22 protein-coding genes are annotated in these 26364 nt (G+C 72.3%); 11 read left to right on the top strand and 11 right to left on the bottom strand.

The genetic code is table 11. The features are described 5' to 3' along the window. Positions 1-28: 28 nt before the first annotated feature. Both ACFVYA_RS32260 and ACFVYA_RS32255 read right to left on the bottom strand, forming a co-directional pair. Entirely contained in the window at positions 29-199 is a 171-nt protein-coding gene (locus tag ACFVYA_RS32260) for a hypothetical protein (protein WP_387050385.1), read from the bottom strand. A 70-nt stretch (positions 200-269) separates the two neighbouring features. After that, complete coding sequence (locus ACFVYA_RS32255) at positions 270-2948, bottom strand: ATP-binding protein (RefSeq protein ID WP_387050383.1); 2679 nt, start codon at positions 2946-2948, stop codon at positions 270-272. A gap of 110 nt (positions 2949-3058) precedes the next feature. Between ACFVYA_RS32255 and ACFVYA_RS32250 the strand changes: the two genes are divergently transcribed. Then, entirely contained in the window at positions 3059-3820 is a 762-nt protein-coding gene (locus tag ACFVYA_RS32250) for a PIG-L deacetylase family protein (RefSeq protein ID WP_387050381.1), read from the top strand. A 135-nt stretch (positions 3821-3955) separates the two neighbouring features. Here ACFVYA_RS32250 and ACFVYA_RS32245 read toward each other — a convergent pair whose 3' ends face one another. Continuing rightward, positions 3956-5506, bottom strand: coding sequence for an FAD-dependent monooxygenase (locus tag ACFVYA_RS32245; protein ID WP_387050380.1), 1551 nt, complete (start codon positions 5504-5506; stop codon positions 3956-3958). Positions 5507-5577: 71 nt separating this feature from the next. On the opposite strand from ACFVYA_RS32245, the gene ACFVYA_RS32240 reads away from it, so the two are divergent. After that, on the top strand, positions 5578-6147 hold the full coding sequence (locus ACFVYA_RS32240) for a TetR/AcrR family transcriptional regulator (protein ID WP_387050379.1): 570 nt from the start codon (positions 5578-5580) through the stop codon (positions 6145-6147). A 49-nt stretch (positions 6148-6196) separates the two neighbouring features. On the opposite strand, the gene ACFVYA_RS32235 is transcribed toward ACFVYA_RS32240, so the two are convergent. Together ACFVYA_RS32235 and ACFVYA_RS32230 are read right to left on the bottom strand one after the other, a co-directional pair. Then, on the bottom strand, positions 6197-6562 hold the full coding sequence (locus ACFVYA_RS32235) for a darcynin family protein (RefSeq protein ID WP_387050377.1): 366 nt from the start codon (positions 6560-6562) through the stop codon (positions 6197-6199). 16 nt (positions 6563-6578) lie between these two features. Continuing rightward, positions 6579-7511: an NAD(P)H-binding protein gene (locus ACFVYA_RS32230; protein WP_387050376.1), complete on the bottom strand. Its 933-nt coding sequence runs from the start codon at positions 7509-7511 to the stop codon at positions 6579-6581. 73 nt (positions 7512-7584) lie between these two features. Between ACFVYA_RS32230 and ACFVYA_RS32225 the strand changes: the two genes are divergently transcribed. Both ACFVYA_RS32225 and ACFVYA_RS32220 read left to right on the top strand, forming a co-directional pair. Next, positions 7585-8589: a LysR family transcriptional regulator gene (locus ACFVYA_RS32225; RefSeq protein WP_387050374.1), complete on the top strand. Its 1005-nt coding sequence runs from the start codon at positions 7585-7587 to the stop codon at positions 8587-8589. Positions 8590-8664: 75 nt separating this feature from the next. Next, positions 8665-11799 carry a PA14 domain-containing protein gene (locus ACFVYA_RS32220; protein WP_387050373.1) on the top strand — a complete coding sequence of 1045 codons (3135 nt, stop codon included), beginning with the start codon at positions 8665-8667 and terminating at the stop codon, positions 11797-11799. A 58-nt stretch (positions 11800-11857) separates the two neighbouring features. On the opposite strand, the gene ACFVYA_RS32215 is transcribed toward ACFVYA_RS32220, so the two are convergent. Next, positions 11858-12610 (bottom strand): SGNH/GDSL hydrolase family protein, encoded by a 753-nt coding sequence (locus tag ACFVYA_RS32215; protein WP_387050372.1) that lies wholly within the window; start codon positions 12608-12610, stop codon positions 11858-11860. Between the two features lie 102 nt (positions 12611-12712). Between ACFVYA_RS32215 and ACFVYA_RS32210 the strand changes: the two genes are divergently transcribed. Genes ACFVYA_RS32210 through ACFVYA_RS32200 form a run of 3 tightly spaced genes read left to right on the top strand, consistent with a single transcriptional unit; the run spans position 12713 to position 15308 of the window. Continuing rightward, positions 12713-13387 carry a response regulator gene (locus tag ACFVYA_RS32210; RefSeq protein ID WP_387050370.1) on the top strand — a complete coding sequence of 225 codons (675 nt, stop codon included), beginning with the start codon at positions 12713-12715 and terminating at the stop codon, positions 13385-13387. Further along, on the top strand, positions 13384-14832 hold the full coding sequence (locus ACFVYA_RS32205) for an ATP-binding protein (RefSeq protein ID WP_387050368.1): 1449 nt from the start codon (positions 13384-13386) through the stop codon (positions 14830-14832). Before ACFVYA_RS32210 ends, ACFVYA_RS32205 begins: the two co-directional genes overlap by 4 nt. After that, positions 14829-15308 carry a hypothetical protein gene (locus ACFVYA_RS32200; protein WP_387050367.1) on the top strand — a complete coding sequence of 160 codons (480 nt, stop codon included), beginning with the start codon at positions 14829-14831 and terminating at the stop codon, positions 15306-15308. Before ACFVYA_RS32205 ends, ACFVYA_RS32200 begins: the two co-directional genes overlap by 4 nt. Here ACFVYA_RS32200 and ACFVYA_RS32195 read toward each other — a convergent pair. Together ACFVYA_RS32195 and ACFVYA_RS32190 are read right to left on the bottom strand one after the other, a co-directional pair. Next, complete coding sequence (locus ACFVYA_RS32195; protein WP_387050365.1) at positions 15295-16506, bottom strand: acyltransferase family protein; 1212 nt, start codon at positions 16504-16506, stop codon at positions 15295-15297. The two genes, ACFVYA_RS32200 and ACFVYA_RS32195, sit on opposite strands and share 14 nt — an antisense overlap. A 118-nt stretch (positions 16507-16624) precedes the next feature. Continuing rightward, positions 16625-17590 (bottom strand): ketopantoate reductase family protein, encoded by a 966-nt coding sequence (locus ACFVYA_RS32190; protein ID WP_387050363.1) that lies wholly within the window; start codon positions 17588-17590, stop codon positions 16625-16627. A 90-nt stretch (positions 17591-17680) separates the two neighbouring features. On the opposite strand from ACFVYA_RS32190, the gene ACFVYA_RS32185 reads away from it, so the two are divergent. Then, complete coding sequence (locus ACFVYA_RS32185) at positions 17681-18250, top strand: TetR/AcrR family transcriptional regulator (RefSeq protein WP_387050361.1); 570 nt, start codon at positions 17681-17683, stop codon at positions 18248-18250. Positions 18251-18339: 89 nt separating this feature from the next. Here the strand turns inward: ACFVYA_RS32185 and ACFVYA_RS32180 are convergent, their stop codons facing one another. Beyond that, on the bottom strand, positions 18340-18987 hold the full coding sequence (locus ACFVYA_RS32180; protein WP_387050359.1) for a methyltransferase domain-containing protein: 648 nt from the start codon (positions 18985-18987) through the stop codon (positions 18340-18342). A gap of 133 nt (positions 18988-19120) precedes the next feature. On the opposite strand from ACFVYA_RS32180, the gene ACFVYA_RS32175 reads away from it, so the two are divergent. Next, positions 19121-20158: an alpha/beta fold hydrolase gene (locus tag ACFVYA_RS32175; protein ID WP_387050357.1), complete on the top strand. Its 1038-nt coding sequence runs from the start codon at positions 19121-19123 to the stop codon at positions 20156-20158. A gap of 6 nt (positions 20159-20164) precedes the next feature. Here ACFVYA_RS32175 and ACFVYA_RS32170 read toward each other — a convergent pair whose 3' ends face one another. Beyond that, on the bottom strand, positions 20165-20347 hold the full coding sequence (locus ACFVYA_RS32170; RefSeq protein WP_387050355.1) for a hypothetical protein: 183 nt from the start codon (positions 20345-20347) through the stop codon (positions 20165-20167). A gap of 18 nt (positions 20348-20365) precedes the next feature. Continuing rightward, entirely contained in the window at positions 20366-22195 is a 1830-nt protein-coding gene (locus ACFVYA_RS32165) for an OmpA family protein (RefSeq protein ID WP_387050354.1), read from the bottom strand. Positions 22196-22459: 264 nt separating this feature from the next. On the opposite strand from ACFVYA_RS32165, the gene ACFVYA_RS32160 reads away from it, so the two are divergent. Further along, positions 22460-25225: a BTAD domain-containing putative transcriptional regulator gene (locus tag ACFVYA_RS32160; protein WP_387050353.1), complete on the top strand. Its 2766-nt coding sequence runs from the start codon at positions 22460-22462 to the stop codon at positions 25223-25225. Between the two features lie 74 nt (positions 25226-25299). Continuing rightward, positions 25300-26298: a hypothetical protein gene (locus tag ACFVYA_RS32155; protein ID WP_387050352.1), complete on the top strand. Its 999-nt coding sequence runs from the start codon at positions 25300-25302 to the stop codon at positions 26296-26298. The last annotated feature ends 66 nt before the right edge of the window (positions 26299-26364 follow it).

The raw sequence follows: 26364 nt of genomic DNA, 5'->3' as shown, positions 1-26364 counted from the left end.
AGGCCGGCTGGGCCAAAACCATTCGACGTCACCCGAGTTCGGGCTTGGCGGTGACGCGCCAGTCCTGCAGGTGGGCGGCGAACCGGCGGCGCGGGCCACGGCGGTTCGGCGTCGCCACCTCCCCATGGCTGCGAACCGCCGAACCGCCGGCCAGTGCCCCGACCACCGGCGTCGTCCCCGGCTGGGCGACGACCGCCACAGTTCACCACGACCCGGGAGGGGGACGGCCGGATCCTGGACATACCTGGACGCTCCCGGATACCGGCCCCTCAGAGGCGTCCGAGAACCGCGTCAGCGCGCTCGACTCCCGGTCGGCAGCCCGCCTGCTCGTGCAGGGCCCGAGCCTGCTCGGCGTGGGCCCGCGCCGCCCCGGATTCGCCGCGTTCGCGCTCCACGGCGGCCATCGCGAGCAGGCTGTCCGCCCGGATCAGCCGGTGGCCGGTCTGCTCGCTGATGGCCAGGGCTCGGCCGGCCCGGTCGTGGGCCTCGTCGAATCTGCCCTGTCGCAGGTGCACTGCGGACAGGGCGACCAGTGCGTCCCCACGGCCGCGCGGGTGGGCCGCCTCGACGGAAAGGTCCAGCGCCGACTCGAGCGCCGTGCGGGCCACGTCGAAGCGGCCGAGTTCCACCATGACCGTGCCGAGCACGTGGTGCGCGCCCGCCTGCGTCCGTCGCATGCCGAGCCGGGTCGCTTTGGCCAGGGCGTCGCGGGCGGTCGCCAGCGCCTCCTCGTACTCGCCGAGGTCGCGCAGTGCTCCCGCGAGGTTGGCGAGCACGCTGGCTTCGTCCGCGTGCTCGCCGGCCGACCGGCACAGCTCGAGACCGGTCCGGTAGTGCTCGACGGCGCGTTCCAGGTCACCGAGCGCCTGGACGGGCCGGCCCGCGTGGCTTTCGGCGAGCTGCAGCCCGGCGGCGTAACCCTGCCGGGTCGCCGTCTCGATCGCCTTGGCCTGGAGCTCGTGGGCACCGGCGAGTTCCCCCAGCTCCCACAGGACGTCACCGAGCACGACGAGGTTCGGGATGGATGCCGCCCCGTCCGGAGCCGGCTCCAGGTCCAGAGCGCGCCGGTAGTGCCCGGCGGCGTCGTGGAGCCGGCCGATCGAGATCGACGTGCGGCCCAGATCGCTCAGGACGAGCCTGCGGAGGTCCGGCGTATCGAGCTCGTCGGCCAGTTTCACGGCTTCGTCGAGGTGGCGGAGCGCTTCGGCGTGGTCCGATCTGCTCCAGTGCGCGCTGCTGAGCACCCGCAGGCAGAGCACCTGCCCGGCCGGGTCCCCGGCGGCGCGCGCCGCGGCGAGCGCCGCTTCGCTGACCGGCAGCCACTCCGCGGAACGGTGCCGTTCGAACTCGAAGTGCAGGGCGACGCACAGCTGGGTCGCCAGCGCGTGGAGGCCCGCCGCGGCGGCCTGCCGGGTCAGCGTGGACAACGTGGCGAATTCGACGTCGAACCAGGTCAGCGCGTCGTCAGCGGTCGCGAACGACGCACCGCCGGATCGGACGCGCGCGTACTTCTCCCGGTACGGGCGCGGGTGCCTCAGCTGCGCCGCCTCGGTCGCGAGCCCCGCGTAGTGGGAAATCAGCCGCTGCAACGCCGAATCACGCACGTCGCCGGCGTCTTCCGCCAGGCAGCGGCGCTTGGCCCACGAATGCAGCAAGGCGTGCTGGCTGTACCGCGCCGGCGTCCGCTCGAAGAGGAGGTGCGTGTCGAGCAGGGTGCCGACGACCGGAACCAGCGACTCCGGCGCCAGGCCGGTCGCGGCCGCCAGTGCCGGCAAGGCGATCCCGTCGACCGGGAACAGCCCGAGGAGCCGGAACACCCGTTGCGCCGCAGGGTTCAGCGCACGGTAGGACAGCGCGACCGCGTTCTGCACCGCGGTCTCCCGGTCGACCGCGGCGTCGAGCACCGCGAGCGGATCAGCCGACCGGAGCTCTCCGACCATCGCGGAGAGGGGCAGGCCCGGCCGGACACGGGCGTTCGCCGCCGCGATCCGCAGCGCGAGCGGGAGACGTCCGCAGGCTTCGGCCAGCTCCGCGGTCGCCACCGGGTCGGCGTCGACCCGATCCGGACCGGCGGCGTACCGGACCAGGGCGACGGCGTCGTCCGTCCCGAGCGGTCCCAGCTCCACCGGGACCGCTCCTTCCCTGGCGACCAGGCCGACCAGTCTGGTGCGGCTGGTGATCAGGACAGCGCAGCTCGGCGAGCCGGGCAGCAACGGGCGCACCTGCTCGGCACTGCTCGCGTCGTCGAGCACCACCAGCATGCGACGACCGGCGACCGCGGACCGGAAGGAGGCGGCGAGCCGGTCGGTTTCCCGCGGTATGTCCCGCTCAGCCGTCCCCAGGGCGCGCATGAACCCGGACAGCACGTCGACCGGATCGGCCGGGGGAGCTTCGGCGAACCCGCGCAGGTTCACGAACAACTGGCCATCGGGAAAGCGGACGGCGGCCCGGTGTGCCCACCGGATCGCCAGCGCCGACTTGCCCACCCCGGGCATCCCGGTGACGAGCGCGACCCGGGTGCCCGCCGAGCCGCTCGACAGCTTGTCGAGTGCGGCCAGCTCCTGTTCGCGTCCCACGAACCCGCCGGCGTCGAGGGGCAGCTGCCGGGGCACCGCCGGCGGGCGGGCGGCCTGCTTCTGCGTGTGGAGGTGGGCGGCCACGCGGAACCAGGCTTCGTTCCAGCTCGCCCACGCCGGGCGCGGAACACCCAGAGCGATGACGATCCGGTCGAACACGTCGGACGGTGGGTGGATCTTGCCGGACAGGTAGGCGTGCACGGTCGAGCGCGGCACCTCCACCAGGCCGGCGAGCTCGGTCAAGCTGACGCGCGCCTTGCCGGTGCCGCGGGCCGCCTGCCGGCGCAGCAGATCGACCTCGCGAACGAAGCCCGCGAGGTCAGTGATCCGGGCCGGATCCGGCCCTCCGGCATCGCCGCCCACCAGCCTCACGCCTCCCGCAACCCGGACATCGTCCGTCCGATCCAACCGCATCAGCCGCGCGCGGGCCTCGGCGCGACCACCGAACCGGGCGGCGGCCCGCCGGACCGGAATGCGGCAGGATGTCCGGCATGACGTTGCCCGCTCTGCCCGAGGAGTCCTTCCGGCGCGTGCTCTGCGTCGTCGCCCACCCCGACGACATGGAGTACGGCACGTCCGCGGCCGTCGCCCGCTGGACCGCGCGCGGCATCGAGGTCGGCTACCTCCTGCTCACCCGCGGCGAAGCCGGCATGCCCAACCCGCCCGAAGAAACCGCCCGCCTGCGTGCCGCCGAGCAGCGGGCCGCCTGCGCCACCGTCGGCGTCGAACACCTGACCATCCTCGAACACCCCGACGGCGTGCTCGTCTACGGCCTCGACCTGCGCCGCGACATCTGCCGCGAGATCCGCCGGTTCAAGCCCGACGTCGTCTACGGCACCGGCTTCGAGATCGAGACGCCCTGGGGCTTCGACCAGGCCGACCACCGCGCGGCCGGCCTCGCGACGCTCGACGCGATCCGCGACGCGGGCAACCGATGGGTCTTCCCGGAGCAGATCGACGGCGAAGGCCTCGAGCCGCACTCCGCCCGCTGGTACCTGACCCCGGGCATGACGGACCCGACCCACGGCGTCGACGTCACCGGCGAACCACTGCGCCGCGGCGTGGCCTCGCTCGAGGCACACGCCGCCTACCTGGCCGCACTCCCCGACCACCCGGCGCCCGCCGATTTCATCCCGCGGTTCGCCGCGATGGGCGGCAAGGCCATGGGCGTCGAGCACGCCGTCCTCTTCCGCGCCCACGACCTGCAGGCACCACCGGAGGTCGCGGACGACGTCACCGCATGATCGTGGTGAGCACGTCCACCCCGAGGTGCATCAGCCGCTGCAGGTCGAGCCGGTGCTGGATCATCCGCCGCGGCACTCGGCTGCCGGCTGGCCCGGCGGCTGTTCTGCCTGGTCGCCCGGACGGTCGAGGACTGGCTACTGCGGTTGCGCGGAGGCGACCGCGGTGCCGAGCACCCACTGCACTGCCTCGGCGATCGGTGTTGCGGACGCCGAGTGCCAGGCGACGATGACGTCGGGGCGCACGAGCAGGGCGCCGTCGGCGGGCAGGCAGGCCTCGGCGAGCCAACCCTGGTGCGGCACCGCGACCAGCCGCAGCCCGAGGCGATCCGCCTCGGTGATCCAGTGTCCGTTGTCCGGGCCGGTGAGCAGGGTCAGGCCCGGGCCTGCGTAGTCCACTGTGGATGTCCGTGCGTCGATCCAGGCGTGCGGCACGCGCGTGCCCGGACGGCCTGCCGGGGCGTAGTGGTCGACGGGCGCGGGATCGCGGCCGTCCGGGACGAACGCGCCTTCGGTGTACTGGGTGCCGAACATCGTGGCCAGCAGGTCGTCGTGCTGGCGATCCGGGCTGGTGTAGGCGGCGAGCATGTCGCCGACGTGCCCGCGGACCGTGCTGGAGGCTTCGGCGATCGCGTAGCCGGCCGGGCGGCGTTCGGCGTCGTAGGTGTCGAGCAGGGCGGGCGCCGCCTGCCCGGCCAGTACCGCGGCGAGCTTCCAGGCGAGGTTGGCCGCGTCGGCGATGGCGGTGTTGGCGCCCGCCGCGGCCATCGGGGGCATCATGTGCGCGGCGTCGCCTGTCAGGAACACGCGGCCCTCGCGGAACCGGTCGGCAACCCGCATCGCCGACTCCCATGGCGAGCGGCTGAGCAGTTCGACGTCGAGATCCGGGATGCCGATCACGATCCGCAGGAGGTCGTGCCAGTCGCCGTCGCCGAGCGTGCGCGCCTCGGGGAAGTCGGCCGTCGAGAACAGCCACCGGTCCGTGCCGTTGACCGAGAGGAAGGCGCCCGAGGCCACCGGGTTGTCGATCTCGCACAGGTTGAACGGCTTTTCCCGCGCCAGGCCGGTGAGATCGGCGCGGAAGTAGAGGTCGAGGTTGTCGGCGAGGTGGCCGTGGCCGCCGCGCGGGATGCCCAGTGCGGTGCGGACCGGACTGCGTGCGCCGTCGGCGGCGACGAGGTAGTCCGCGGTCAGCTCGTACGGCTCGCCGTCCGCGGGCTTCAGCAGCGCGGTCACCCCGTCGCCGTCTTGGGTGAAGGACACCAGCTCGGTGCCCAGCCGCACGGACACGCCCCGTTCTTCGGCCGCCCGGCGCAGGATCGGCTCCAGCACGACCTGCGGGCACAGGACGTTCGGTCCCGGGCTCAGCTCGGGAATCCTCGCCTGCTGCAGCCGCCGTTCCCGCATCCCGCTCATGTCCCGGGCCTGGGCCGCGACCAGCGTGGGGCCGGCCAGGACCGCGGAGAACGACGCCAGCGGCGCACTCGCCTCGGCGACCTCGGCCGCGAGGCCGAGCAGGCGGAAGACCTCGGTGCTACGCGGGTTGAACCGGCGTGCCTTCGGCTGCGGCGACACCCCGGCGTGCTTCTCGACCAGCACCGGATACACCCCTTCGCGTCGCAGCAGCAGAGCGGTGGTCAGTCCGGCGATGCCGCCACCGCTGATCAAGACCGGAACACGTGCGGTCATGAGAACCCCCTCGAAGGAAAAGTGACACGGTACAACCGAGTACACCGTACAACTACTGGTATGGTCAACCCATGGTTACCGGGACGGGCAGGCGGGAGCGCAAGAAGGCGGCCACCCATCAGGCCCTGGCCGACGCGGCACTGCGGCTGTTCCTCGAACGCGGCTACGACGACGTGGGCGTCCGCGAGATCGCCGACGCCGCCGACGTGTCCACCACCACCCTGCAGAAACACTTCCCCAGCAAGGAATCCCTCGTCTTCGACCGGGACACCGACATCGAGGAAGCCCTGATCGCGGCCGTGCGCGACCGCCCGCCCGGCACCTCGGTGCTCGCCGCGCTGCGGGAGCACACGCTGGCCCGTGTCGAGCGCGGTGCCGCCGCCGACGGGGCGGCGGAGTTCATGACCCTCGTGCGCAGCACGCCGGCGCTCAGCGACTACTGGCACCGGATGTGGATACGGCACGAGGACGCGCTCACCCGCGTCCTCGCCGCCGAAACCGGCGCCCCCGAAACCGATCCCGGATGCGCGGCACTCGCCCACTTCGCGCTGGAAACCTCGGCCCTCGCCATCCGCTCCGAAAATCCGGCCCGCGTCGTCGAAGCCGCGTTCGCCATCCTCGAACGCGGCTGGCCCGCCTGATCCCGCTGAGGCGGTTCCGGCGGGCCGGACCACGGACGGCGACGGCGGATCAGGTGGAGATGGTGGCCACGGGCTCGAACCCGTAGGTGCGGGCGTAGCCGTTCTCCGTGCCGACGAGCAGGTCGACGATCTCGAAGTAGCGGTCCCAGAAGGGAGTCTCCCGCAGCGCGTCGATCAAGAGCTGGTAGGCGTGGTGATCGTCGGCTTCCCAGACCCAGATGTCGGTGACGCGGGCGGAGTAGAACTCCGTGTCGTAGAAGCGTGACCGGACGCCGGTGGTTTTGGCCTCGATCGCGGGGACGACCTGGGTGGCGAAGGCGTCCGCCCGTTCCCGGACGGTCATGGCGAGCCATTCGGGGGTGGTCTTGATGAGCATGAAAGCGGTCACCGTTGCTTCGGCTTCTTCGGTGGACATGGCGATCCTTCCCCGGTCAGGCCAGGACGGCGGGCTTGAGGGTGTGGGCGCACCACTGCGCGAAAGTGGTGGGAGAGGCGGTGTCCGCGGTACGGGCAACGCCGGCGTCGAGGCCGTTGTCCTTGGCCTGCTTCATGTCGGCGATGCCCTGGACGAACGCTTCGTCGAGGCCGTAGCCGAGGAGAGTGGTGCGCAGGTCCTCGAGCGACTGGCGTTCGTAGCGAACGGGGCGCCCCAGCTGCTCGGTCAGGATGCGGGCCAGGTCGCGCGGGGACAGGTCCTCGGGTCCGAGAACCGGGACGTCGCCGACGCCGGTCCAGGAGCGGTCCAGCAACAGGCGGCCGGCGACGGCGGCGATGTCGGCGATGGCGACCAGCGGTGCTTTGCGGTCGGCGTCGACGACGTCGGTGAAGACGCCCTTCTCGCGGATCGAGCCGACCTCCTCCAGGAGGTTCTCGAAGAAGGACGGGTTGGCCAGCGCCCGGTAGGCGACGCCGGTTTCCGCGATGAGGTCGTCCATCGCCAGGGAGGCGGTGACGAGCCCGGCGCGATCGGCGACCGGGGTGCCGCGGCCGAGCGCGGACACGCCGACGACGTGTCCGACGCCGTGGGCGGCGAGGGCCTTCGCGGCGGGGCGGGTGAAGCCGCTCCAGGCGTCCGCCGGGGGCTGGGAAGAGTCCGGGGGAACGAGCCAGAAGACGGCGTCGGCACCCTCGAAGGCCCGATCGACGACCTCGGCGTCGCCGTGTGAGCCGGTGATCACCTCGACGTTTTCGCGCACCTCGACCGGAAGCCGGGCGGGGTCGCGGGCGATCACCCGCAGTTCCTCGCCGTGGGCGGGTGCGTCCGCCAGCAGCAGGGGCACCAGGTGGCGGCCGATGTTCCCCGTGGGAGCGGTGATGACGATCATGAAAACCTCGCAGGTCGTGCCGGTCAGTACGCCGCCCATGCTGCTGAGGACCCCGCCGATGCCACAATGGGAACTTCAGCAAGCATTCATTGCCTGGAATGGAATTACGCTGGTGAGCAGCCCTGATCCGGTCATCGACGCCAACCTCGCCGTCGCGCTCGACGCCCTGCTGGCCGAGCAGAGCGTCACGCGCGCCGCCGCCCGCCTGCACACCTCCCCGGCAGCCATGAGCCGCACCCTCGCCCGCCTGCGGCGCATCCTCCAGGACCCGCTCCTGGTCCGGGCCGGGCAGACCATGGTGCCCACGCCGCGCGCCCATGCCCTGCGCGACGAGGCCGCCGCCGTGGTTCGCAGCCTGGCCGCCCTGCTCACACCGGGCACCGTTGTCGACCCCGCCGGCCTGCACACCACCTTCACCCTCCAGGCCGCCGACCTGGTCGGCGCGGCGCTGGCCGCCGGGCTGCTGCGACTGACCCGGCAAGAGGCGCCCGGGATCTCCTTGCGGTTCCGGGCCGAGGAGTTCGAGGCCGGGTCGGCCCTTCGCGACGGCCGGATCGACCTGGAGATCGGCTCCATCGACCACGTCGATCCCGAGACGCAGGTCGAAAAGCTGCTCACGTTGCGGATGGTGGCGGCCGTCCGGCCCGGTCACCCCCTGACCGAGGGACCCGTGACGCCGGCCGGGCTCGCTGCCGCCGACCACGTCGCGGTCAGCCGCCGCGGGCGGTTCACCGGTCCCCTCGACACCGCACTGGCCGAGCACGGCCTTCGACGGCGGGTCGCCGTGGTCCTGCCCAGCCACCTGGCCGCGATGGCCCTTGCCGCCCGCAGCGACCTCGTCTGCCTGGTCCCCGCGGCTCTCTCCGACGCGACCGTCTCACCCCTCACCGCCGACGCCGTGGCGCTCGGCCTGCACCTGCTCGACATTCCCCTGCCGCTGCCGCCGCTGACCATCGGCATGGCCTGGCATCCCCGCCAGTCCGCCGATGGAGCTCACCGCTGGCTCCGCGACGCCGTCCGCCGGACGCTTCGCACACCGCTTTCGGCGCACGATCGAGCCGGGAATCCCGAGCCGGGCCCACCTGCCGCCCCCCGAGATACCGACATTCGGCGGTAGTGAGGAGTCCGTTTGATCTGATTGGATCCCGTCAGATCTTTTTACAACGTTGTAAAAATGAAGGGGATCGCGCCGATGAGAAGAGCCGCTTCCGTCCTCGTCGCCCTGCTGGTGACGTTGGGCGTGGCGTCCGGCACGCCGCCCGCAGGTGCCGCCGAGCCCGTGCACGGCCTGAAAGCCGAGTACTACACGATGTCGGTGCCGGGCGCGCGGGACTTCGCGAACCTGGCCGGTACCGCGCTCGACTCGGAGGTCGACCACGCGGACCTGACCTCGGTCTTCGGGTTGGTCGCCGGGCGCACGGAGCACACGACCGCCCGGTGGACCGGCCGGCTCGCCGTGCCGCGGACCGGCGACTACACGTTCTACGCCATCGGTGACAACGGGTTCCGGCTGTTCATCGACGGCGCGCCGGTGATCGACCACTGGGTCGGCGACTGGGACACCGAGCAGACCAGCACACCCGTCACGCTGAGCGCCGGCAAACAGTACGACTTCAAGCTGGAGATGTTCCAGGACGTCGGCGGCGCCAACATGTTCCTGCGCTGGTCGAGCGCGGGCATCGCGAAGCAGATCGTGCCGCTGTCGGCGTTCACGCCTCCCGCCGGCTACACGGCCGTGCCGCGCTCGGCGGACGTGGCCGAGGACGGCCGCACCCTCACGGCCGACTTCGACGGCCGGGTCTCGGGCACGAGCGACCTGAAAGACCACCTGCGCATCGAGGTCGACGCGACGCCGATGCCGGTCTCGCTCATCACGACCACCCGCACCCGGGCCACGATCCGGCTGGCCGAAAGAGTCCTGAAGGGCCAGCGGGTCACGATGTACTACGACGGCGCGGGCGGGCTCGCCGTGAACGGCACGAAGATCGGCAAGACCGGACGCACGGTCGCGAACGCGTCGACGGAACGGCTCCGGACGCCGTGGGGCGAGAACGCCGACACGCGCCACCCGCTGCCGGAGTACCCGCGGCCGCAGCTCGAGCGCGACCAGTGGGTCAACCTCAACGGCCCCTGGGAGTTCTCGGCCGCCCAGGAGGGCCAGCAGCCGGCGTTCGGCAAGCGGCTGCCCGAAAAGGTGATCGTGCCCTACCCGATCGAATCGCAGCTCTCCGGGCTCGAACGGCACGAAGACCACATGTTCTACCGCCGCACGGTCACCGTCCCGCGCGACTGGAAGATCGGCGGCGGACAGCGCCTCAAACTCAACTTCGGCGCGGTCGACTACCAGGCCAAGGTCTGGGTGAACGGCAAGCTCGTCGCCGAGCACACCGGCGGGTACACGGCGTTCAGCGCCGACATCACGGACGCGCTCAAGCGCGGCGACGAGCAGGAGATCGTCGTCGCCGTCACCGACACGACCGGCCCGTACCAGCCCAAGGGCAAGCAGTCCCCCAACCCCGGCGGCATCTTCTACACCCCGTCGTCGGGCATCTGGCAGACGGTGTGGCTGGAACCCGTGGCGGACAAGGGCATCGACGAAATCAAGACGACTCCCGACCTCACCACCGGCTCGCTGGCGCTGAACGTCAAGTCAGCCGGCAACGCCACCGTCACCGCGGTCGCCAAGGACGCGCGGGGCCGGCCGGTCGGCACGGTCACCGGACCGGCGAACGCGAACCTGAAGCTGCCGGTGCCGAACCCGCACCTGTGGACGCCGGACGACCCGTACCTCTACCAGCTGGAGGTCAAGCTGGGCGGTGACAAGGTCAAGAGCTACTTCGGCATGCGGTCCACCGGCATCACGAACGTCGGCGGCGTCCCCAAGCTGACGCTCAACGGCAAGCCGTTCTTCTCCCTGATGCAGCTGGACCAGGGCTTCTACCCGGACGGGCTGAACACCGCGCCGAGCGACGAAGCCCTCGTCTTCGATCTGAAGGCGCAGAAGGACCTCGGCTTCAACGCCGTCCGCAAGCACATCAAGGTCGAGCCCGCCCGCTGGTACTACCACGCGGACCAGCTGGGACTGCTGGTGTGGCAGGACTTCGTGTCCGTCGAGGACGGCAACAACCCCGCGGCGCAGCAGGCGTGGCTCGACCAGGGCCTGGAAGAGATGCACCAGCTGCAGAACTCCCCGTCCGTCTACGCCTGGATCGTGTTCAACGAGGGCTGGGGCGAGTGGGACAAGGCCGCCACCGGCCGGATCACCGACCAGGTCAAGGCCGCCGACCCGAGCCGGATCGTCAACGCCCACAGCGGGGTGAACTGCTGCGCCTCCAAGGGCGACTCGGGCCGCGGCGACGTCATCGACCACCACGACTACAACAACACCGACCCGGCCCGCTCGGACGGCAGGCGCGTCGCGATGGACGGCGAGCACGGCGGCTTCACGCTGCGCACGCCGGGGCACCAGTGGCCGGGTGCGCCGATCGCGATCTACAGCGGCGTGGCGGACAAGGCGGCGTTGACGGCGAAGTACGTCGACAACACCCGCACCTTCTACCTCGGGCAGGCCAGGGCCGAGCTGTCGGCTTCGGTCTACACGCAGGTCACCGACCTGGAAGGCGAGCTCAACGGGCTCTGGACCTACGACCGCAAGCGCCTCAAGGTCGACCCCGGTCCCGTCCGCGAGATCAACCGGCGCGTGATCGAGGCCGGTGCCGACGCGGGCAAGCCCTACCCCTACGCGGGGAAGGGCTCATGGCACCTCGACGAGCGCGGGGGAACGACCGCGAAGGACTCGAGCGGCGGCAAGAACCCGCTGACGCTCACCCCGGCCGGCGCGGCGTTCAAGGACGGTGCGCTGCAGTTCACCGGCGGCTCCGCCGACACCTACGGCCCGGTCGTCGACACGACCGGCGACTACACCGTGTCCGCGAAGGTGCGGCTCGACCAGCTGCCCGGCAACTACGCGACCGCGGTGAGCCAGGACGGCCGGGAGCGGGAGAGCCCGTTCTACCTGCAGTACGGGCAGGGCGCGTTCGCGTTCAGCACCCCCGGCGGCAACCGCGCCCGGTACGAGGTCGTGCCGGAGATCGGCCGCTGGTACGAGCTGACGGGGGTGCGGGCCGGCAACGAGATCCGGCTCTACGTGGACGGCGTGAAGGTCGCGACGGCACCGGCCGGGCCGGCGGTGGTCGGCACCGGCGCGTTCACGGTCGGGCGGGCCAAGTACGACGGCCGCAACGTCGACTTCTGGCCCGGCGCGGTCGACGAGGTCGGCGTGGCCGGCAAGGCGTTGACGGACACGGAGGTCGCCCAGCTCTCCTGATGCCTCCCGCGACGTGGGTGCCGCGCTGCGCAGCGCGGCACCCACGTCAGCCGCCTGGTCAGCAGCCCTTGAAGTGGTTGTCCGCGGACCAGCCGGTGTTGGCCCAGGCCTGCGCCGGCGCCGGGGTGAAGCCGGGGAACAGCTTCGCCAGTTCGGCGAGCAGCCAGCTGGTGAAGCGGGCGGCGCCCTGGGGGCAGGTGTGGATCCCGTCGGCGCTGCGGTCCGCCTTGCCGTCTTTGACCTGCTGGTAGGTGCTCCCCCACACGGTGCCCGCGTCGAGCACGCTCGCCTGGCCCGGGGCAGCCTGCGCGACCGCGCGGGCGACCTCGGGAGCACGGTCCAGCTCGGCCAGGTGCGGCTGGTAGAAGTCGTCGGGCTTGATCGGGGGTGTGGTGACGAAGACCAGTTTCGCGCCGGCGTCGGTGACCGTCGTCAAGAGCTTGCCGTAGGCGGCCTGCTGCTCTTCCCTGCTGCCCCAGTCGTACGTGGTGAGCTGGTAGACGACCACGGCGGGGTGGACCGAGGCGATCTGCCCGGGCAGCTTCCGCCAGTTCTCCTCGGAGAACGGGCCGACGACGTTTCCGCCGCCGTCGGCGGCGATCGACTGGAACTCGGTGCCGCTCGCCTTGACCGCGGCAGCCAGGGGCAGCGCCTCGCCCGCGGCGACGGAGTCGCCCAGGAACAGCACCTTGCCCGGTCCGGAGCCGGGAGCCGGTGCGGGTGCGCCGGTCGCCGTGGCCCCGCCGGAGCAGGCGGTGGCCAGCAGGAGCAGGCCGGCCACGCCGAGGACGGGAATTCGCGTTTTGCTCATGGATTCGACGGTGCCGCCGCGGTGTCCGCGCGCATCCGCGGTCTTGTCGCGGTCGTGTCGCAAGAAACCGCTGGGCCGGCCCGGATTGTCCATACTGGACGGGTGGCGGCGATTCTGCTGATCGAAGACGACCCCCTGGTCCGGCGCGGGCTCGAGCTCGCGCTGGGCAGGCACGGCCACGACGTCCGCACGGCGGACACCGGCGAAGACGGGCTGCGCCGGTTCGGCTCGGCCACGCCGGATCTCGTGGTGCTCGACCTGATGCTGCCGGGCATCGACGGGTTCGAGGTCTGCCGTCGCATCCGGGCCGCCGGCTCGGTACCGGTGATCATGCTGACCGCGCGCGGCGACGACTTCGACGTCGTCGGCGGCCTGGCGGCGGGCGCGGACGACTACGTCGTCAAGCCGGCGCGGCCCACCGTGCTGGACGCGCGGATCCGCGCGGTGCTGCGCCGCGGCACGAGCTCGCCGGACGGCGTGCGGGTGCACCGCGACCTGCGCATCGACACCACGTCGCTGACGGTGTCGGCGCGCGGCGAGCCGGTCGCGCTGACACCGACCGAGCTGCGGCTGCTGCTGACGTTGTCGGGGGCTCCCGGCCGGGTGTTCAGCCGCCAGCAGCTGCTGGAAGAGGTGTGGGAGCACGACTACCTCGGCGACTCGCGGCTGGTCGACAACTGCGTGCAGCGGCTGCGGGCGAAGATCGAGGCCGATCCGGCGACGCCGGAGTACGTGCAGACCGTGCGCGGGTTCGGCTACCGGTTCGGACCGGTGTGAGGACCGGCTCGCCGAAGTCCGGGTACCGGCCGCGGACCTGGCGGCTCCGGCCGCGGGGTCTGCGCGCCCGGTTGCTCGTCGCGTTCGTGCTGGTGACCGTGCTCGGTGCCGCCGCGGCGGCCTGGTCGAGCGCCGGATCGGCGAGCACCGCGCTGGTCACCTCGGCGCAGCAGCGGATCACCGAGGGCGTCGCCGGCCGGCTCGGCGCGATCACCCCGCAGCTGACCTATCCGCCGGACCAGGACGCGCTCGACCGGCTGCGCACGGCCGCCGGGGGGAACACCGTGGTGACCTACCGGGAGCTGCGGTCCTCGGCCGGGACCGGCACCGAACTGGTCCCCGATACGCTGCGCGCCGCCGTGCGCGGCCGGAACCGGCTCGTCGCGCAGCGGATCACCGCCGACGGCCGGCCCTGGCTGGTGGTCGGCACGCCCATCACGATCACCGCGCCGGACGGGGCACGCACCCCCTCGGGCATCGAGGTGTATTCCGTGCACGACCTCACCGACGTCGACCAGCAGATCGACCGTCTCACCCGGTCCGCGGTCATCACCGCCGCACTCGCGCTGCCGCTGGCCGTCGTGCTGGCGCTGCTGGCCGCGGGCAGCGTGCTGCGCCCGGTGCGCGATCTCCGCGACACGGCCCGCCGGCTGGCCGGCGGCGACCTCGACGCCCGGTCGCCGCCCCAGGGCGCCGACGAGCTGGCCGAACTGACCGTCACCGTCAACGAAATGGCCGAGTCGGTGCAGACGTCGATGCGGGCCATGGAACGGATGCAGGCGGACGCCCGGCGGTTCGCCGCCGACGTCTCGCACGAACTGCGCACCCCGCTGAGCACGCTGACGGCGGTCGTGGAGGTCCTGGCGACCACGGCGGACGGGATGGAGGCCGACGCCGGGGAGTCCGCGCAGCTGGCGATCGTCGAGACGCACCGGCTGGTCCGGCTCGTCGAGGACCTGATGGAGGTGGCCCGGTTGGACGCCGGTACCGCGCAGCTGCGGGTGGAGGAGGTCGACGTCGCCGGTGCCGTGCGGGACTGCCTGCGCGCCCGCGGCTGGCAGGAGCAGGTGGCGGTGGTGGCACCGGACGGGCTCTCGCTGCGGCTCGATCGGCGCCGGCTGGACGTCATCGTGGCCAACCTGGTCGGCAACGCGCTGCGGCACGGAAAGCCGCCGGTGCGAGTCGCCGTCTCGGAGTCCCGCGAGGACGTGCGCATCGAAGTCACCGACGGCGGGCCCGGGCTGCCCGCGCACGTGGTACCGCACGTGTTCGACCGCTTCTTCAAGGCCGACGCCGCGCGCACCCGCACCCCGGGCAGCGGGCTCGGGCTGGCGATCGCGCTGGAGAACGCCCGGCTGCACGGCGGCGACCTCATCGCGGGCAACGCCGTCGGCGGCGGTGCGCGGTTCGTGCTGTCCCTGCCGCGGAACCGGGAGGGCTCGTGAAGCGGATCTGGCCGGTGGTGGCGGTGTTCCTGCTCGCGGGCTGCGGGGTCCGGCCCTCCGACGTCACCGACGGGGGCGAGGCCCCGACGGGCGTGGCGCCGGGGATGACGCTGTACCTCGTCGACGCGCACGAGCAGCTCCGGCCGGAGCTGCGGCCGACCGGTCACCTCGGCTCGATCTCCGAGGCGCTGGCGCTGCTGCTGAGCGTGCCCAGCGGCTCGGACCTGCACACGGAGATCGTGCCGACGCCGGTGACGAGGGTCGTCGTGACGCCCACGACCGGCGTGCTCCAGCTGTCGGTGCCGCTGACGGTCCACGACGTGACCCCGCTGGGCATCGACCAGATCGTCTGCACCGCGCTGGGGGCCCACGTCCAGGCCGGCGGGGACCGGAGCACGAAGGTGCAGGTCCGCTTCGTCCAGCCCACCCCGGAGTCGGACCCGGCGCGGACCTGCCCGCTGATCACAGTCCGGTGATGTCGACGACGGCCGGGGCCGGGGCGGGCAGCACCACCCACAGCACGGCCAGCCCGGCCATGACCGCGGTGAACGCCAGCACCCCGCTGCGGCCACCGGCCCACCGGGCCCGGAACCGGACCGGGTCCTCGACCAGGTACTTCGACAGCGTGGCCAAGCCGATGGACACCGCGAGCACCGTCCCCGTGCGGGCCGGGCCGCCGAGCCCGGTCCGCTCCGGGGAAAGCAGCACGAACACGGGCCAGTGCCACAGGTACAGGCTGTAGGAGATCAGTCCGAACCACCGCAGTGGCCGCCAGGCCAGGGCTTTCGCCACCCACGTTCGCGGCGCCCGCACGCACAGCCCGATCAGCAGCGCGGCGGCCAGCGAGTGCGCGAACAGCCCGCCGGTGAACAACCACCGCGAGGCCGTCCCGTCCGCCAGCGACCACAAGATGCCGATGCCGGCCGCGAGCAACGCCACCACGATGCCCACCCACCGGCCGGCCGCGCGAACCAGCGCCGCCCGCACCGGCCCGGTGGCGACGACCGCGCCCAGCAGCAGGGAAAACGCCCGGGTGTCGGTACCGGTGTAGACCCGGCTCGGATCGCCCGCGCCGAGGAGTGCGACCATCAGCGCCAGCGATCCGATCGAGGCCGTGGCCGCGACCACCGCGACCCAGGTTTCCGGCCGTTTCGCGTACCGGGCGATGACCAGCAGGACCGGCGGCCACAGCAGGTAGAACTGCTCTTCGACCGCGATGCTCCACAGGTGTTCGAAGACCCGCTGCGATCCGAAGCGGTCCCAGTAGCCCGCCGACTCCGCGAGCAGGTGCCAGTTCACCAGGTTCAGCTGCACCCACGGGCCGTCGTCGAGGGTCGTCCGCACCAGGTCCGGCGGCCCCGCCACCCACACGACGACGGCCACCCCGGCGAGCATCGTCACCAGTGCGGGCAGCAGCCTGCGGACCCGGCGGCCCCAGAAGGCGACCAGCGACACCGCGCCGGTGGCCTCGATCTCCCGGAGCAGCAAGTCGGTGATGAGGTAACCGGACAGGGTGAAAAACAGGTCCACCCCGAGGAAGCCCCCGGGCAGGTGACCGGTGTGGAACAGCAGCACGCCGAGGATCGCCACCCCGCGCAACCCGTCCAACGCGGGCAGGTGCGGCTTGCGCCCGCCGGCGAACCGGATGGCCGCAGCCGGCCGAACTTCGCTCATGCCGCCGACTGTTTCGTGTCCGTGTCGGCACACGGTCCCCACGACGTCGCAGTCCGGTCGCAGCCGCGGTCGTCGACAGACTGGTCAACCCACTCTCGACCCGCCGGACAAGGGCCGTTCAGGTTCGCCCCGTTCCCTCCCTGGCGAAGTGCGGTTCCGCCGCTTCCAGCCGCGGCACCGAGATGCCCAGCCGTCGTGCTTCGGCCAGGGTGTCCCGGCAGACCTCACGCGGCTCTTCGGCGTCGGGGTCGGAGTGCGCCTCGAGACTCAGGCGCGCGAGCGCGACATGAGCAGTCAGCCAGGCGAGCGCGGTGGCCGTCAGCCAGGTGGGCGCCCGGAACGGCAGCACACCGCCCCGGTGCCGTCGCAGGTCGAGGCCGCGCGCCTCGAGGAGCGGCAGCAGCTCCCGGACGGCCAGCAGCCCTTCGCGCAGGTCGCTCCGGGCTCCGGCCAGCTTGGACAGGGAACCCAGCCGCAGGCCCTGTGCGAGCAGGCCGGCATCCGACACGAAATGGACCCACAGCCAGCCGCGGAAGTCAGGCCGCTCCTTGAGCCGGAGCCCGGCCTGGCGAAACGCCTGGCGCACGGCCCGTTCCCGGTCGGTCGGAGGCCGGCCGAGGGTGCCGAAGACCACCGAAGGCAGCAGTGCCCCACGGAGCACGCCGTCCGCGCCGAAACCGCCACCCGCCAAGGGAAAGCCCCAGGCGATCCGGTCGAGGGGGAGGTCGCCGATCGCGGCCTGCGGCTCGGTCCAGACGTTGCCGAAGACCAGCACCGTGGCCTGGCCGGCCCGCGGCGTCAGGAAGGCCGTCGCCTCCGGGAGGCGGTGGTGCGGCACGCTGAGCACGATCAGGTCGAAGTCGTGGTCCGGCGCCAGCGTCTCGCGGTAGCGCACCGGCCACTTCTCGACGACGCGCTGCCCCCACGGCCGGCGCCGCGTATCGAGCAGGTCGAGGTCCACGGTGTCCCCGTAGGTCGCCGTGCGGCCCGGCCGCACGTAGAACTCGACGTCGTGTCCCGCCTTTTGCAGGGCCCAGCCGTAAACCGTGGCGATCACGCCGCGGCCGAACATCAGGATCTTCACGCCGCACCTCGTGGGGTAAGGTCTATCTGGAGATCATCTCCATTTTTCAAGATATGGAGATGATCTCCACTTGTCAACAGGAGGTAGCGGGTGAGTGCCGACAAGCCACTGCGGGCCGACGCCCGGCGCAAGCGCGAGGCCCTGCTCGCCAAGGCCCGGGAGGTCTTCGAGGCCGGCGACTTCTTCGACCTGCGCTTCGACGACTTCGCCCGGCTCGCCGGAGTGGGCACCGGCACGCTGTACCGCCACTTCCCCACCCGGGAGGCACTGGCCGAGGCGGTCTACCGCGGGGAAGTCGCCACGCTGTGCGACCGCGCCCGCCGGCTCCAGGCCACCCTGCCCGCGGCGGAGGCGTTGGCGACCTTCCTGCGCGACATGGTCGACCACATAGCCGCCCACGAGGGTCTGGCCCGGACGCTGGCCACCCTGATGGCCGATCGCTCGGGCGCCCTCGCCGAGGGCAGCCGGGAGCTGGAGCAGGCCGTCACCGACCTGGTGGCCGCCGCCGTGCGGGACGGCGCCGTCCGCGACGACGTGAGCGCCGGCGCCGTGATGATGGCGCTGCACGGCATCGGTGCCGCCCATGACCGCCCCGGTTGGCGGACCGAGGCCGACGACGTCATCACCCTCGTGCTGGACGGGCTGCGCCGCCCGCTGTGACGAGGTGCGAGGTCACCTGCCGCGAGCACTAGCTGCTTCGGCTCAGGCGTCGCGGCGCTCGAAGCCGAGGACCCGAGGCTTCGACCGCGTCATCGGGCCGGGGTCGCCGTCCCGATGATCAGCGGGTGCACCACCGAAGGCATCCCACGCCACCGCGCTGTGCTCATGTCCTCGATGTCGAACCGCTGCTTGAGCAGCGCGACGGTGTCGCGGTCACACCGGCAGCCCTGCGCGAACGCCGCCCACGGCCCCGCCAGCCGGGCCTGCCTGCGTGCCGGCTTCGGGTCCTCGGCGCGGATGTGCTCGCAGAACAGCAGCCGCCCGCCGGGTCGCAGCACCCGCGCGAGTTCGGCCAGCACCCGATCGACGTCGGGCACCGTGCAGAGGACCAGCGTCGACACGACCGTGTCGACGCTGGCGTCCGCCATCGGCAGCGCGTCCGCCGGGGCCCGCACCGGCCGCATCCCGATGCGGCCCGCCACGCGCTTTTCGAGTCGCCGGTACATCGCCGGGACGGGCTCGGTCAGCACGACCTCCGCCGCCGCGGGGTAGTGCGCGACGTTGAGCCCGGTCCCCGCCCCGATTTCGACCACCTGGCCGTGCGCGCGCCGCAGCAGTTCCCCGCGCCGCCGCGCCAAGCCGAGCCGCTCCCCCCGGCGCAGGAACGGTTCGTACAGTGCCGCCCCGAACCGTTCCCATAACCCGTCCCGTGCCCCCACGCTGTCCCCTCCGGCCATCGTTCCTCCTCCACACCGCCGATGCGAAGCAGCACATCAGCCACCGGCCGCCCACCGCATCACCCGCTCGTGCCATTGCGGAGGCTGGCCGGAACGGGCCACGCGGGTCCGGGCGACCGCCTACGCTCGGGGAATGCCGGGACAAGACCAGGTCGTGCGGTTCACCGGTGGCCCGAACGATCGCGCTCTCGCCTGGGCCACCATCGGTGCGGGACCGCCACTGGTCGTCGGCGGCTGGTGGTGCGGGCACCTCGAACTGGACTGGCGGAACCCGTTGTTCCGCCGGTTCGCCGGCCTGCTCGGCGACGGGTTCACCCTCGTCCGCTACGACCGGCCCGGCGTCGGCATGTCCGACGCCGCCGGGCCGCTGGTCACCTCGCTCGCGGAAGAAGTGGCCGCGTTGAGCGCCGTCGTCGACGCGGCCGGGGAGAAGGTGAGCCTGTTCGGCGGTTCCTCCGGGGGCTGCGCCGCAATGGCGTACGCGGCGGCCCACCCCGACCGCGTGGAGCGGCTCGTCCTCTACGGCAGCTACCTCCGCGGCGCCGAGATCGCCGCGTCGGAAGCCCGCGATTCCCTGCTGGCGGTCGTCGGACGGCACTGGGGCGTGGGGTCCCGGGTGCTCGCCGACCTGTTCGTGCCGACCGCGACCCCGACGGAACGCGACGAGTTCGTCCGGTTCCAGCGTGCGAGCCTCACCGCGGAGAAAGCGGCACGCTCGCTCGCGGCGGTGTACGCGTTCGACGTCCGAGACCAGGTGGGCACGATCGAGGTGCCGACGCTCGTCCTGCACCGCCGAGACGACCGCGCGATCCCGTTCACCCTGGGCCAGGACGTCGCCGCCCGCATCCCGGGCGCCGGCTTCGTCCCGCTCGACGGCACCGATCACCTGCCCTGGCGCGGAGACGTCGAAGGGCTCGTCCGCGCCGTGCGGGAATTCCTCGGCGCCGGCCGGCCCGCCCGCCGGGCCGGCTCGCCGCGCCACGAGCTCTCCGAACGCGAACTCGAGGTGCTGCGCCTGGTCGCGCACGGGTTGAGCGACCAGGAGATCGCGCGCCGGCTCGGGATCAGCGCCCACACCGCGCACCGCCACATGTCGAACATCCGCGGCAAGCTGGGCGTGTCGTCGCGAGCGGCGGCCGCCGCGCACGCCGCCACCGCCGGACTGCTCTGACTCAGCTCACCGGAACTCGTGCACGACCTCGATCGGACCGACCATGTGCGCGTTGAACTCGTCGAGTTCCCCGGCCGGAACCCACAACTCCAGGATGGTCCGGCCTCCGGCTTGCCGGACCGGATAACGCCGAAGGAACTCCGACTCGACCCGGAAGCGGGTGACGTAGCCGACCCCGTGGTGCGGCACGTTCCACTCCCGCCTTGCTCACGGACTCATCTGCCGGCCCGTGGCCTGTTCGAGGAAGGTGGCCGCGTCGCGCAGGAGGTCGTTGACGACGGCGACGACGAGTGGCCGCGGCTGGATCGCGTAGCCCTCGACCGTCGTCGGGTCCAGGGCGTGCGCACTCGCGATGCGGGCGGTGAGCGCCGGGCCGTAGCCGCGGACCCAGGTGTTGATCTCCGACCGCAGCCGCGGCGGGATGCTTCCCCAGCGCCAGTTCTCCAGCTCGACCTGGGCGTTGGCGACCGAGGACGTCCCGGACGCCGACGTCGAGGTCGCGGCCGGCAGTGGTTTCGGCACGAAGCGGGTGACGTCGTTGTACGGTGCGGGAATCGCCGCCTGGACTTCGGCGGCTGCTTCCTCCCGGCCGATATCGCGGTAGGGGCCGGGCCGTTGGACGTAGTCGAACGTCACGCGCCTGTTCAGCCGGAACTGCCCGGGGACCAGCGTCACCGGCGCTCGTTCGCCCTCGGTGCGGGTGACGATCTGATCCTCACCGGCGCCTGCCGCGAGCAGGCTCCGCGCGACGGCCTGCGCCCGCCGCAGGCCCAGCTGCTCGTTGTAGCCCTCGGGGCCACTGGGATCGGTGTGGCCGGTCAGGACGACCTGGGTCCCGGGGCGGGCGTGCAGGTGTCCCGCCGCGGCGGACACGGCTGTGCCGGCCTCCGCCGCCACGGCAGCCGAGTCGAACCCGAAGTAGGTCTCCCTCGGGGCGGCCGAGGAATCCGCGGCCCGGCCGTGGCGCCGGCCGATCTCGAAGGCCCGGTCGATGTGGGCGACCGCGGCCGCATGGGCGAGTTCGGCCTGCTCCCGGCTCACCGGGCTCGCGGCGAGGTGGTGGTCCCCGAAGGCCATCCACGCGGCGGGGTGCGCCTCGCTCGAGACCGCCACCCCACGATCCCCCTCCAGGTCGTGCATCGCGCCGCTGACCACGCCGGCGACGCCGAGCGCGAAGTAGTCGTCGACCTGCGCGCGACCACCGGCGTCGGCGATCGCGCTCGCCAGGCGTTCCCCGACAGCCTGCCGGACCTTGCTTCGCACGACGAAGTCCGGCCAGTTCGTCTGCGGGCTGATCTGCGCGACGAGACCGTCGATGAGCCGGTTGCTCATCCGGCTGATGAACTCGTCGACGACCACGTGCCCGAAGTGCGCCCGGTACCAGCCGATGATGTCCGGGCGCGGGGTGCGGATGTGCCCGCCGGAGAACGCGTCCGTCAGGTAGTGCTGCGCGAATGCTTCCTTGGCGAGGGCGAGTTGTTTCCGGGCCGGGTCGTTCTGCAGGCCGGCCTCCAACGCCGTCGCGATGGCGTCGGTGTGATCGCCGGCCCATTTCGCGATCGCCTGACCGGAGTCGTTGAAGTGCAGCGGGTTCTCGAGGGCGAGCCGGACGAACGTGGTGAACCGCTCGGACTCCTGGTCCTTGGTCGGTTCGGGCAGCCGGGTGTTCGCGGGGTCCGGGATGTGGTCGTCACGGATCGCGGCGAGCAGGCGGGCCCGGCCCTCGGGAGTCCGGGTGTCCTTGATCAGCAGCTCGAGGCTTTTGTACTCGTCGCCCGACAGCGCGACGAGGTCGCCGAAGCTGAGCACGACACCGTTCCCCAGGTCCACCATCCGGCCGGTGGAATCGCCGAGCGCCTTGTGCTCGGTGCCGACGAAGCGCTGCACGGCCGGTGCCCCTTCGATCGCGAGGTTCACCGCGCGGTTGCCGGCCAGCCGCTGCAGAGCGAGCAGTTCGTGAGCGGGCCGCACCGCCGGGCTTTCGCCCGGGACCGGGCGACGAGGCCGTTCGCTCGAATCGCGGTCCAGGCGAAACATCCGTCCTCCCTGCTCCCGACCGGCCAGTGTGACCGCCGAGGTGCCCGGCCGGGACCCGGCGGCCGGACGTCCAGAAGGGCCGTGTGCGTTGCCCGTTCGTGCGATGTCCTGGAGAGCGCGCACAACGGAATCACCTTTTCGTCGATCGTGGGTGGTCGCCGTCATGGTGGAGGGCCGATCGTGTGAATCTCTTGCGGGTTTCTGCGCGACGCTGTCCGAGCCGGTATGCCTGGTGACCGGGAACCGGTTCAGGGGGTGGTGGGTGTGCTGGTCGTGCGCCTGCTGGGGGAGGTCGGCGCGGAGGTCGGAGGACGGCCGGTGGACCTGGGCCCCCCGCGGCAGCGGTGCGTGCTGGCGGCCTTGGCGGTCGACGCCGGGCGGGTGGTCCCGGTGGACCGGTTGGCCGAACGGGTCTGGGGTTCGGACGTGGCACCCCGGGCGCGCGCGACGCTGCACAGCTACATCTCCCGGCTGCGCCGGGCACTGGCGGGCATCGACGGCGTGACGATCATGCGCAGGTCCGGCGGCTACGTCCTGGTCGCCGACACGACCGAGCCGGTGGTCGACCTGCACCGGTTCCGTCAGCTGTGCGCCGCGGGCGACGCGGAAGCCGACGACGAGCGCGCGGCCGTGATGCTGACCGACGCGCTGAAGTTGTGGCGTGGGCAGGCGTTGACCGGAGTGGACGGTGAATGGATCGAAGCCGAACGTGACCGGCTGGCGCGAGAATGGTCGAACGCGCAGCACGAACTGACCGAGACCCGGCTGCGCCTGGGACACGGTGGGCAGCTTGTGGCCGAGCTGGCCGAGCGGGCAGACGCACAACCGATGGACGAACGGGTGGCGAGTCAGTACCTCCGTGCACTGCACGAGGCCGGGCGCACCGCCGACGCGCTGGCGCACTACCAGCGGGTCCGGGTGCGGCTGGTCGAAGAACTGGGCACGGACCCCAGCGTCGTGCTCCAGGATCTGCACCGCCGGATCCTGACCTCACACCCCGTCCCGGCCGACGCGTCTCCGCCACCGGCCGCCGGATCGAGGGTGCCCCGCGAACTCCGCGCCGCGCCCACGTCCTTCGTGGGCCGCCGCGGCGCGTTGCACCGGCTGGACGCCGACCTGGACGCCGCGAGATCGAGCGGCACGATGATGATCTCGGCGGTCACCGGTACGGGCGGCCTCGGCAAGACCTGGCTGGCCCTGCGGTGGGCACACCGCCATCTCGATCGGTTCCCCGGCGGTCAGCTGTTCGTCGATCTGCGCGGCTTCGGCCCGGACGACCTCCCGATGGCGCCGGCCGCGGCGCTTCGCGGGTTCCTCACCGCTCTGGGCATCGATGAGGGTTCGATCCCGCCCGACGCGCACACCCGCTCCGCGCTGTTCCGCAGCTTGACCGCGAAGAAGCGGATGTTGGTGGTGCTGGACAACGCCGCCGGCACCGACCAGATCGTCCCGCTGCTGCCCGGCGGCGAATCGTGCGCTGTCGTCGTGACCAGCCGCAACCGGCTCGCGGGCCTGATCACCACGCACGACGCGGGCCGGGTACCGCTGGACGTGCTCTCGGCCGGCGAAGCCCGTGACCTGCTGACCGCCCGGCTCGGCACCACGCGAGTCGACGCCGAGCGCACGGCGGTCGACGAGCTGGTCGACCTGTGCGGCGGCCTGCCGCTGGCCTTGAGCGTCATCGCCGGCCGCGCCGGGGCGCCGCTGTCCACCACGGTCTCCGAGCTGCGGCAGTCGGGGCTGGACGGCCTGGCCGACGACGATCCGTCCGCAAGCCTGCCCACCGTGCTGTCCTGGTCGTACCAAGCACTGACCGAGGAGCAGGCCGTGACGTTCGGGCTGCTGGCCGGCGTGCCCGGCCCGGACGCCGGCCTGTTCACGGCGGCGAACCTGACCGGACTGCCACCGGCCCGCACCCAGGCCGTCCTGCGGGGCCTGGAACAGGCTTCACTGCTCGAGCGCGACTCGCGTGGCCGGTACCGGATGCACGACCTGATCCGCGCCTACGCCACCGGCACCGCCCGGCACCTGCCCGACGCGGTGCGAGACGCGGCCCTGGGGCGAGTGCTCGACTACTGCGCCCACACCGCCTTCCACGCCGGCCTGCTGCTGGACGCCCACCGCGGACCTGTCGAAATCGCCCCGCCCCCACCCAGCACGCACGTCCCGTCGCTGCCCGATACCCGGGCGGCGATGGCCTGGTTCATCTCCGAGCGCGCCACCCTGCTCGCCGCCCAGCAGGCCGCGGCCCTTCAGCGCAGGCACGACACCGTGTGGTGGCTGGCCTTGTCCTCGGACACGTTCCACCACCGACGAGGTCACCGCCACGACCGCCTCGCCGTGTGGCGGGCCGCCGCGCACGCCGCCACGCACCTGGCGCACCCCGCACCTCGTGTCATCGCCTACCGGCATCTCGGTCGCGCGTGCGCTGCCCTGGGACGGCGCGAGGAGGCGGTCGAGCACTTGCACCACGCCATCGGCCTCGCCGAAGACCACGACAAAATCTACGAACTCGCCCACGCCCACCAGACGCTCGGACGGGTGTTGGGACAGCACGACGACGACCAGGCACTGCACCACGCCACCCGGGCACTGCACCTCTTCTTCGACCTCGACGCGCCGTTGTGCATTGCCCACGGGCACAACGCGGTGGGCTGGTACACCGCCCGCCTCGGCGACCACGACTCCGCCCACGGCCACTTCCGGGCCGCCCTCACCCTGCACCGAGAGCAGCACAACCCCGCAGGCGAGGCGAACAGCCTCGACAGCCTCGGCTACATCGAGCACGCCAGGGGCAACCATCACCTGGCCATCGACCACTACACGCAAGCCCTCACCTTGCGTCGCAGCCTGGGCAACGCCTACGACTCCGCCAGCACCCTCGAGCACCTCGGCCCTCCGCACGTCGCGCTCGGCCGGCCGGACCAAGCCCGCACGGTGTGGCAGGAGGCCCAGCAACTGTTCCGGCGACAAGGACGCGACAGGGACGCCGAACACGTGCAGCGGCAACTCGACACGCTCGTCGGTTAGGCGGGTGACGCGGCTCAACCCGCGGACGTGGTGGGGCGTGGAGTCGGTGTCGACCGATTCCGAGGGGGATTCGTATGTTCCGACGTGCTGCCGCGCTGACGTTCGCGGCGCTCGCGCTGGGCACCGCCGTCACCGCACCTTCCGCGGCCGCGGCCGCGGCCTGCACCTGGACGGCGCACAAGATCGTCGCGCCTGATGGCTACTTCGACGCCGATGTCAACATCAGGGGGACCGACAGCCACGGCAACTACTCCGGTGACGTCATCGACCGGGGGGTCAACATGGGCAAGGTCGTGCTCTGGACCGACGGCAAGCCCCGCATCCCGGACGCGCTCGCGCCGTTGGTCTACCCGCACGTCGCCGACGAGAACTCCGCCGGCACAGTGCTGCTGGACGGGGGCCTTCCGTCGACGACATGGGGCGTCTACCTGTTCAGCGGCGGCCACCGCGGTCCCGGCACGCTGACTCGCCTGCCCGACCCGCCCGGCTACCGGCTCGAATCGGCCGTCGCGCTCAACGACCGGGGCGACGTGCTCACCTCCGCCACCGATCTCGAGGACGGCCACCGGGTGAGCGTCCTCTGGTCGGTCCTGGCCGCCGGACCGCGGGTCATCGACATCCCGGACCGGTACGGCTGGGACCTCGACGACGACGGCACCGTCCTGCTCGGCGCCCCGGACAACCGGCTCGGCGGGCTCTGGCGGGCCGGCGTGGTCACCCCGCTGACCGGCGAAGACCGTCCCGTGCTGATCCGCCAGATCCGCAACGGCGTCGTGGTCGGCACGGCGATCGACTCGTGGCCCGCTTCGCGCGCCCTGGCGTGGCACGGCCCGGCCGACCCGCGGCCCCTCGAACACGGCGGCACCGCGGAAGCGACCAACAAGCACGGACTGATCGCGGGCAGCCTGACCGACCTGACCGGACCGTCCGCGGTCTGGCAGGACACCAAGCTGCTCGGGCTGCTCCCGTTCCCCGACGGCGGGGACGCGGATGTGTACGTCATCGGCGACGACGGCGTGATCTTCGGCAACACCAGCGGCGACCACGCCGCGCTGCGCTGGACCTGCGACTGACGAACGAGGAGCTTCCGATGAAATTTCTGCGCCGGACCCTGAACACCCTGCTGAGTGGCGCGGCCG

The organism is Amycolatopsis sp. NPDC058278 (genome assembly GCF_042881395.1).
Taxonomy (GTDB): domain Bacteria; phylum Actinomycetota; class Actinomycetes; order Mycobacteriales; family Pseudonocardiaceae; genus Amycolatopsis.
The sequence above is the reverse complement of the archived record's forward strand: the minus strand, read 5'-3'. Positions and strand labels throughout refer to the sequence as shown.

Excerpts from the sequence above, each read along its gene's own strand:
- ACFVYA_RS32250 (WP_387050381.1), top strand. The coding sequence starts at position 3,059 with ATGTCCGGCATGACGTTGCCCGCTCTGCCCGAGGAGTCCTTCCGGCGC.
- ACFVYA_RS32245 (WP_387050380.1), bottom strand. The coding sequence starts at position 5,506 with ATGACCGCACGTGTTCCGGTCTTGATCAGCGGTGGCGGCATCGCCGGA.
- ACFVYA_RS32240 (WP_387050379.1), top strand. The coding sequence starts at position 5,578 with ATGGTTACCGGGACGGGCAGGCGGGAGCGCAAGAAGGCGGCCACCCAT.
- ACFVYA_RS32235 (WP_387050377.1), bottom strand. The coding sequence starts at position 6,562 with ATGTCCACCGAAGAAGCCGAAGCAACGGTGACCGCTTTCATGCTCATC.
- ACFVYA_RS32230 (WP_387050376.1), bottom strand. The coding sequence starts at position 7,511 with ATGGGCGGCGTACTGACCGGCACGACCTGCGAGGTTTTCATGATCGTC.
- ACFVYA_RS32220 (WP_387050373.1), top strand. The coding sequence starts at position 8,665 with ATGAGAAGAGCCGCTTCCGTCCTCGTCGCCCTGCTGGTGACGTTGGGC.
- ACFVYA_RS32215 (WP_387050372.1), bottom strand. The coding sequence starts at position 12,610 with ATGAGCAAAACGCGAATTCCCGTCCTCGGCGTGGCCGGCCTGCTCCTG.
- ACFVYA_RS32195 (WP_387050365.1), bottom strand. The coding sequence starts at position 16,506 with ATGAGCGAAGTTCGGCCGGCTGCGGCCATCCGGTTCGCCGGCGGGCGC.
- ACFVYA_RS32180 (WP_387050359.1), bottom strand. The coding sequence starts at position 18,987 with ATGGCCGGAGGGGACAGCGTGGGGGCACGGGACGGGTTATGGGAACGG.
- ACFVYA_RS32175 (WP_387050357.1), top strand. The coding sequence starts at position 19,121 with ATGCCGGGACAAGACCAGGTCGTGCGGTTCACCGGTGGCCCGAACGAT.
- ACFVYA_RS32165 (WP_387050354.1), bottom strand. The coding sequence starts at position 22,195 with ATGTTTCGCCTGGACCGCGATTCGAGCGAACGGCCTCGTCGCCCGGTC.
- ACFVYA_RS32155 (WP_387050352.1), top strand. The coding sequence starts at position 25,300 with ATGTTCCGACGTGCTGCCGCGCTGACGTTCGCGGCGCTCGCGCTGGGC.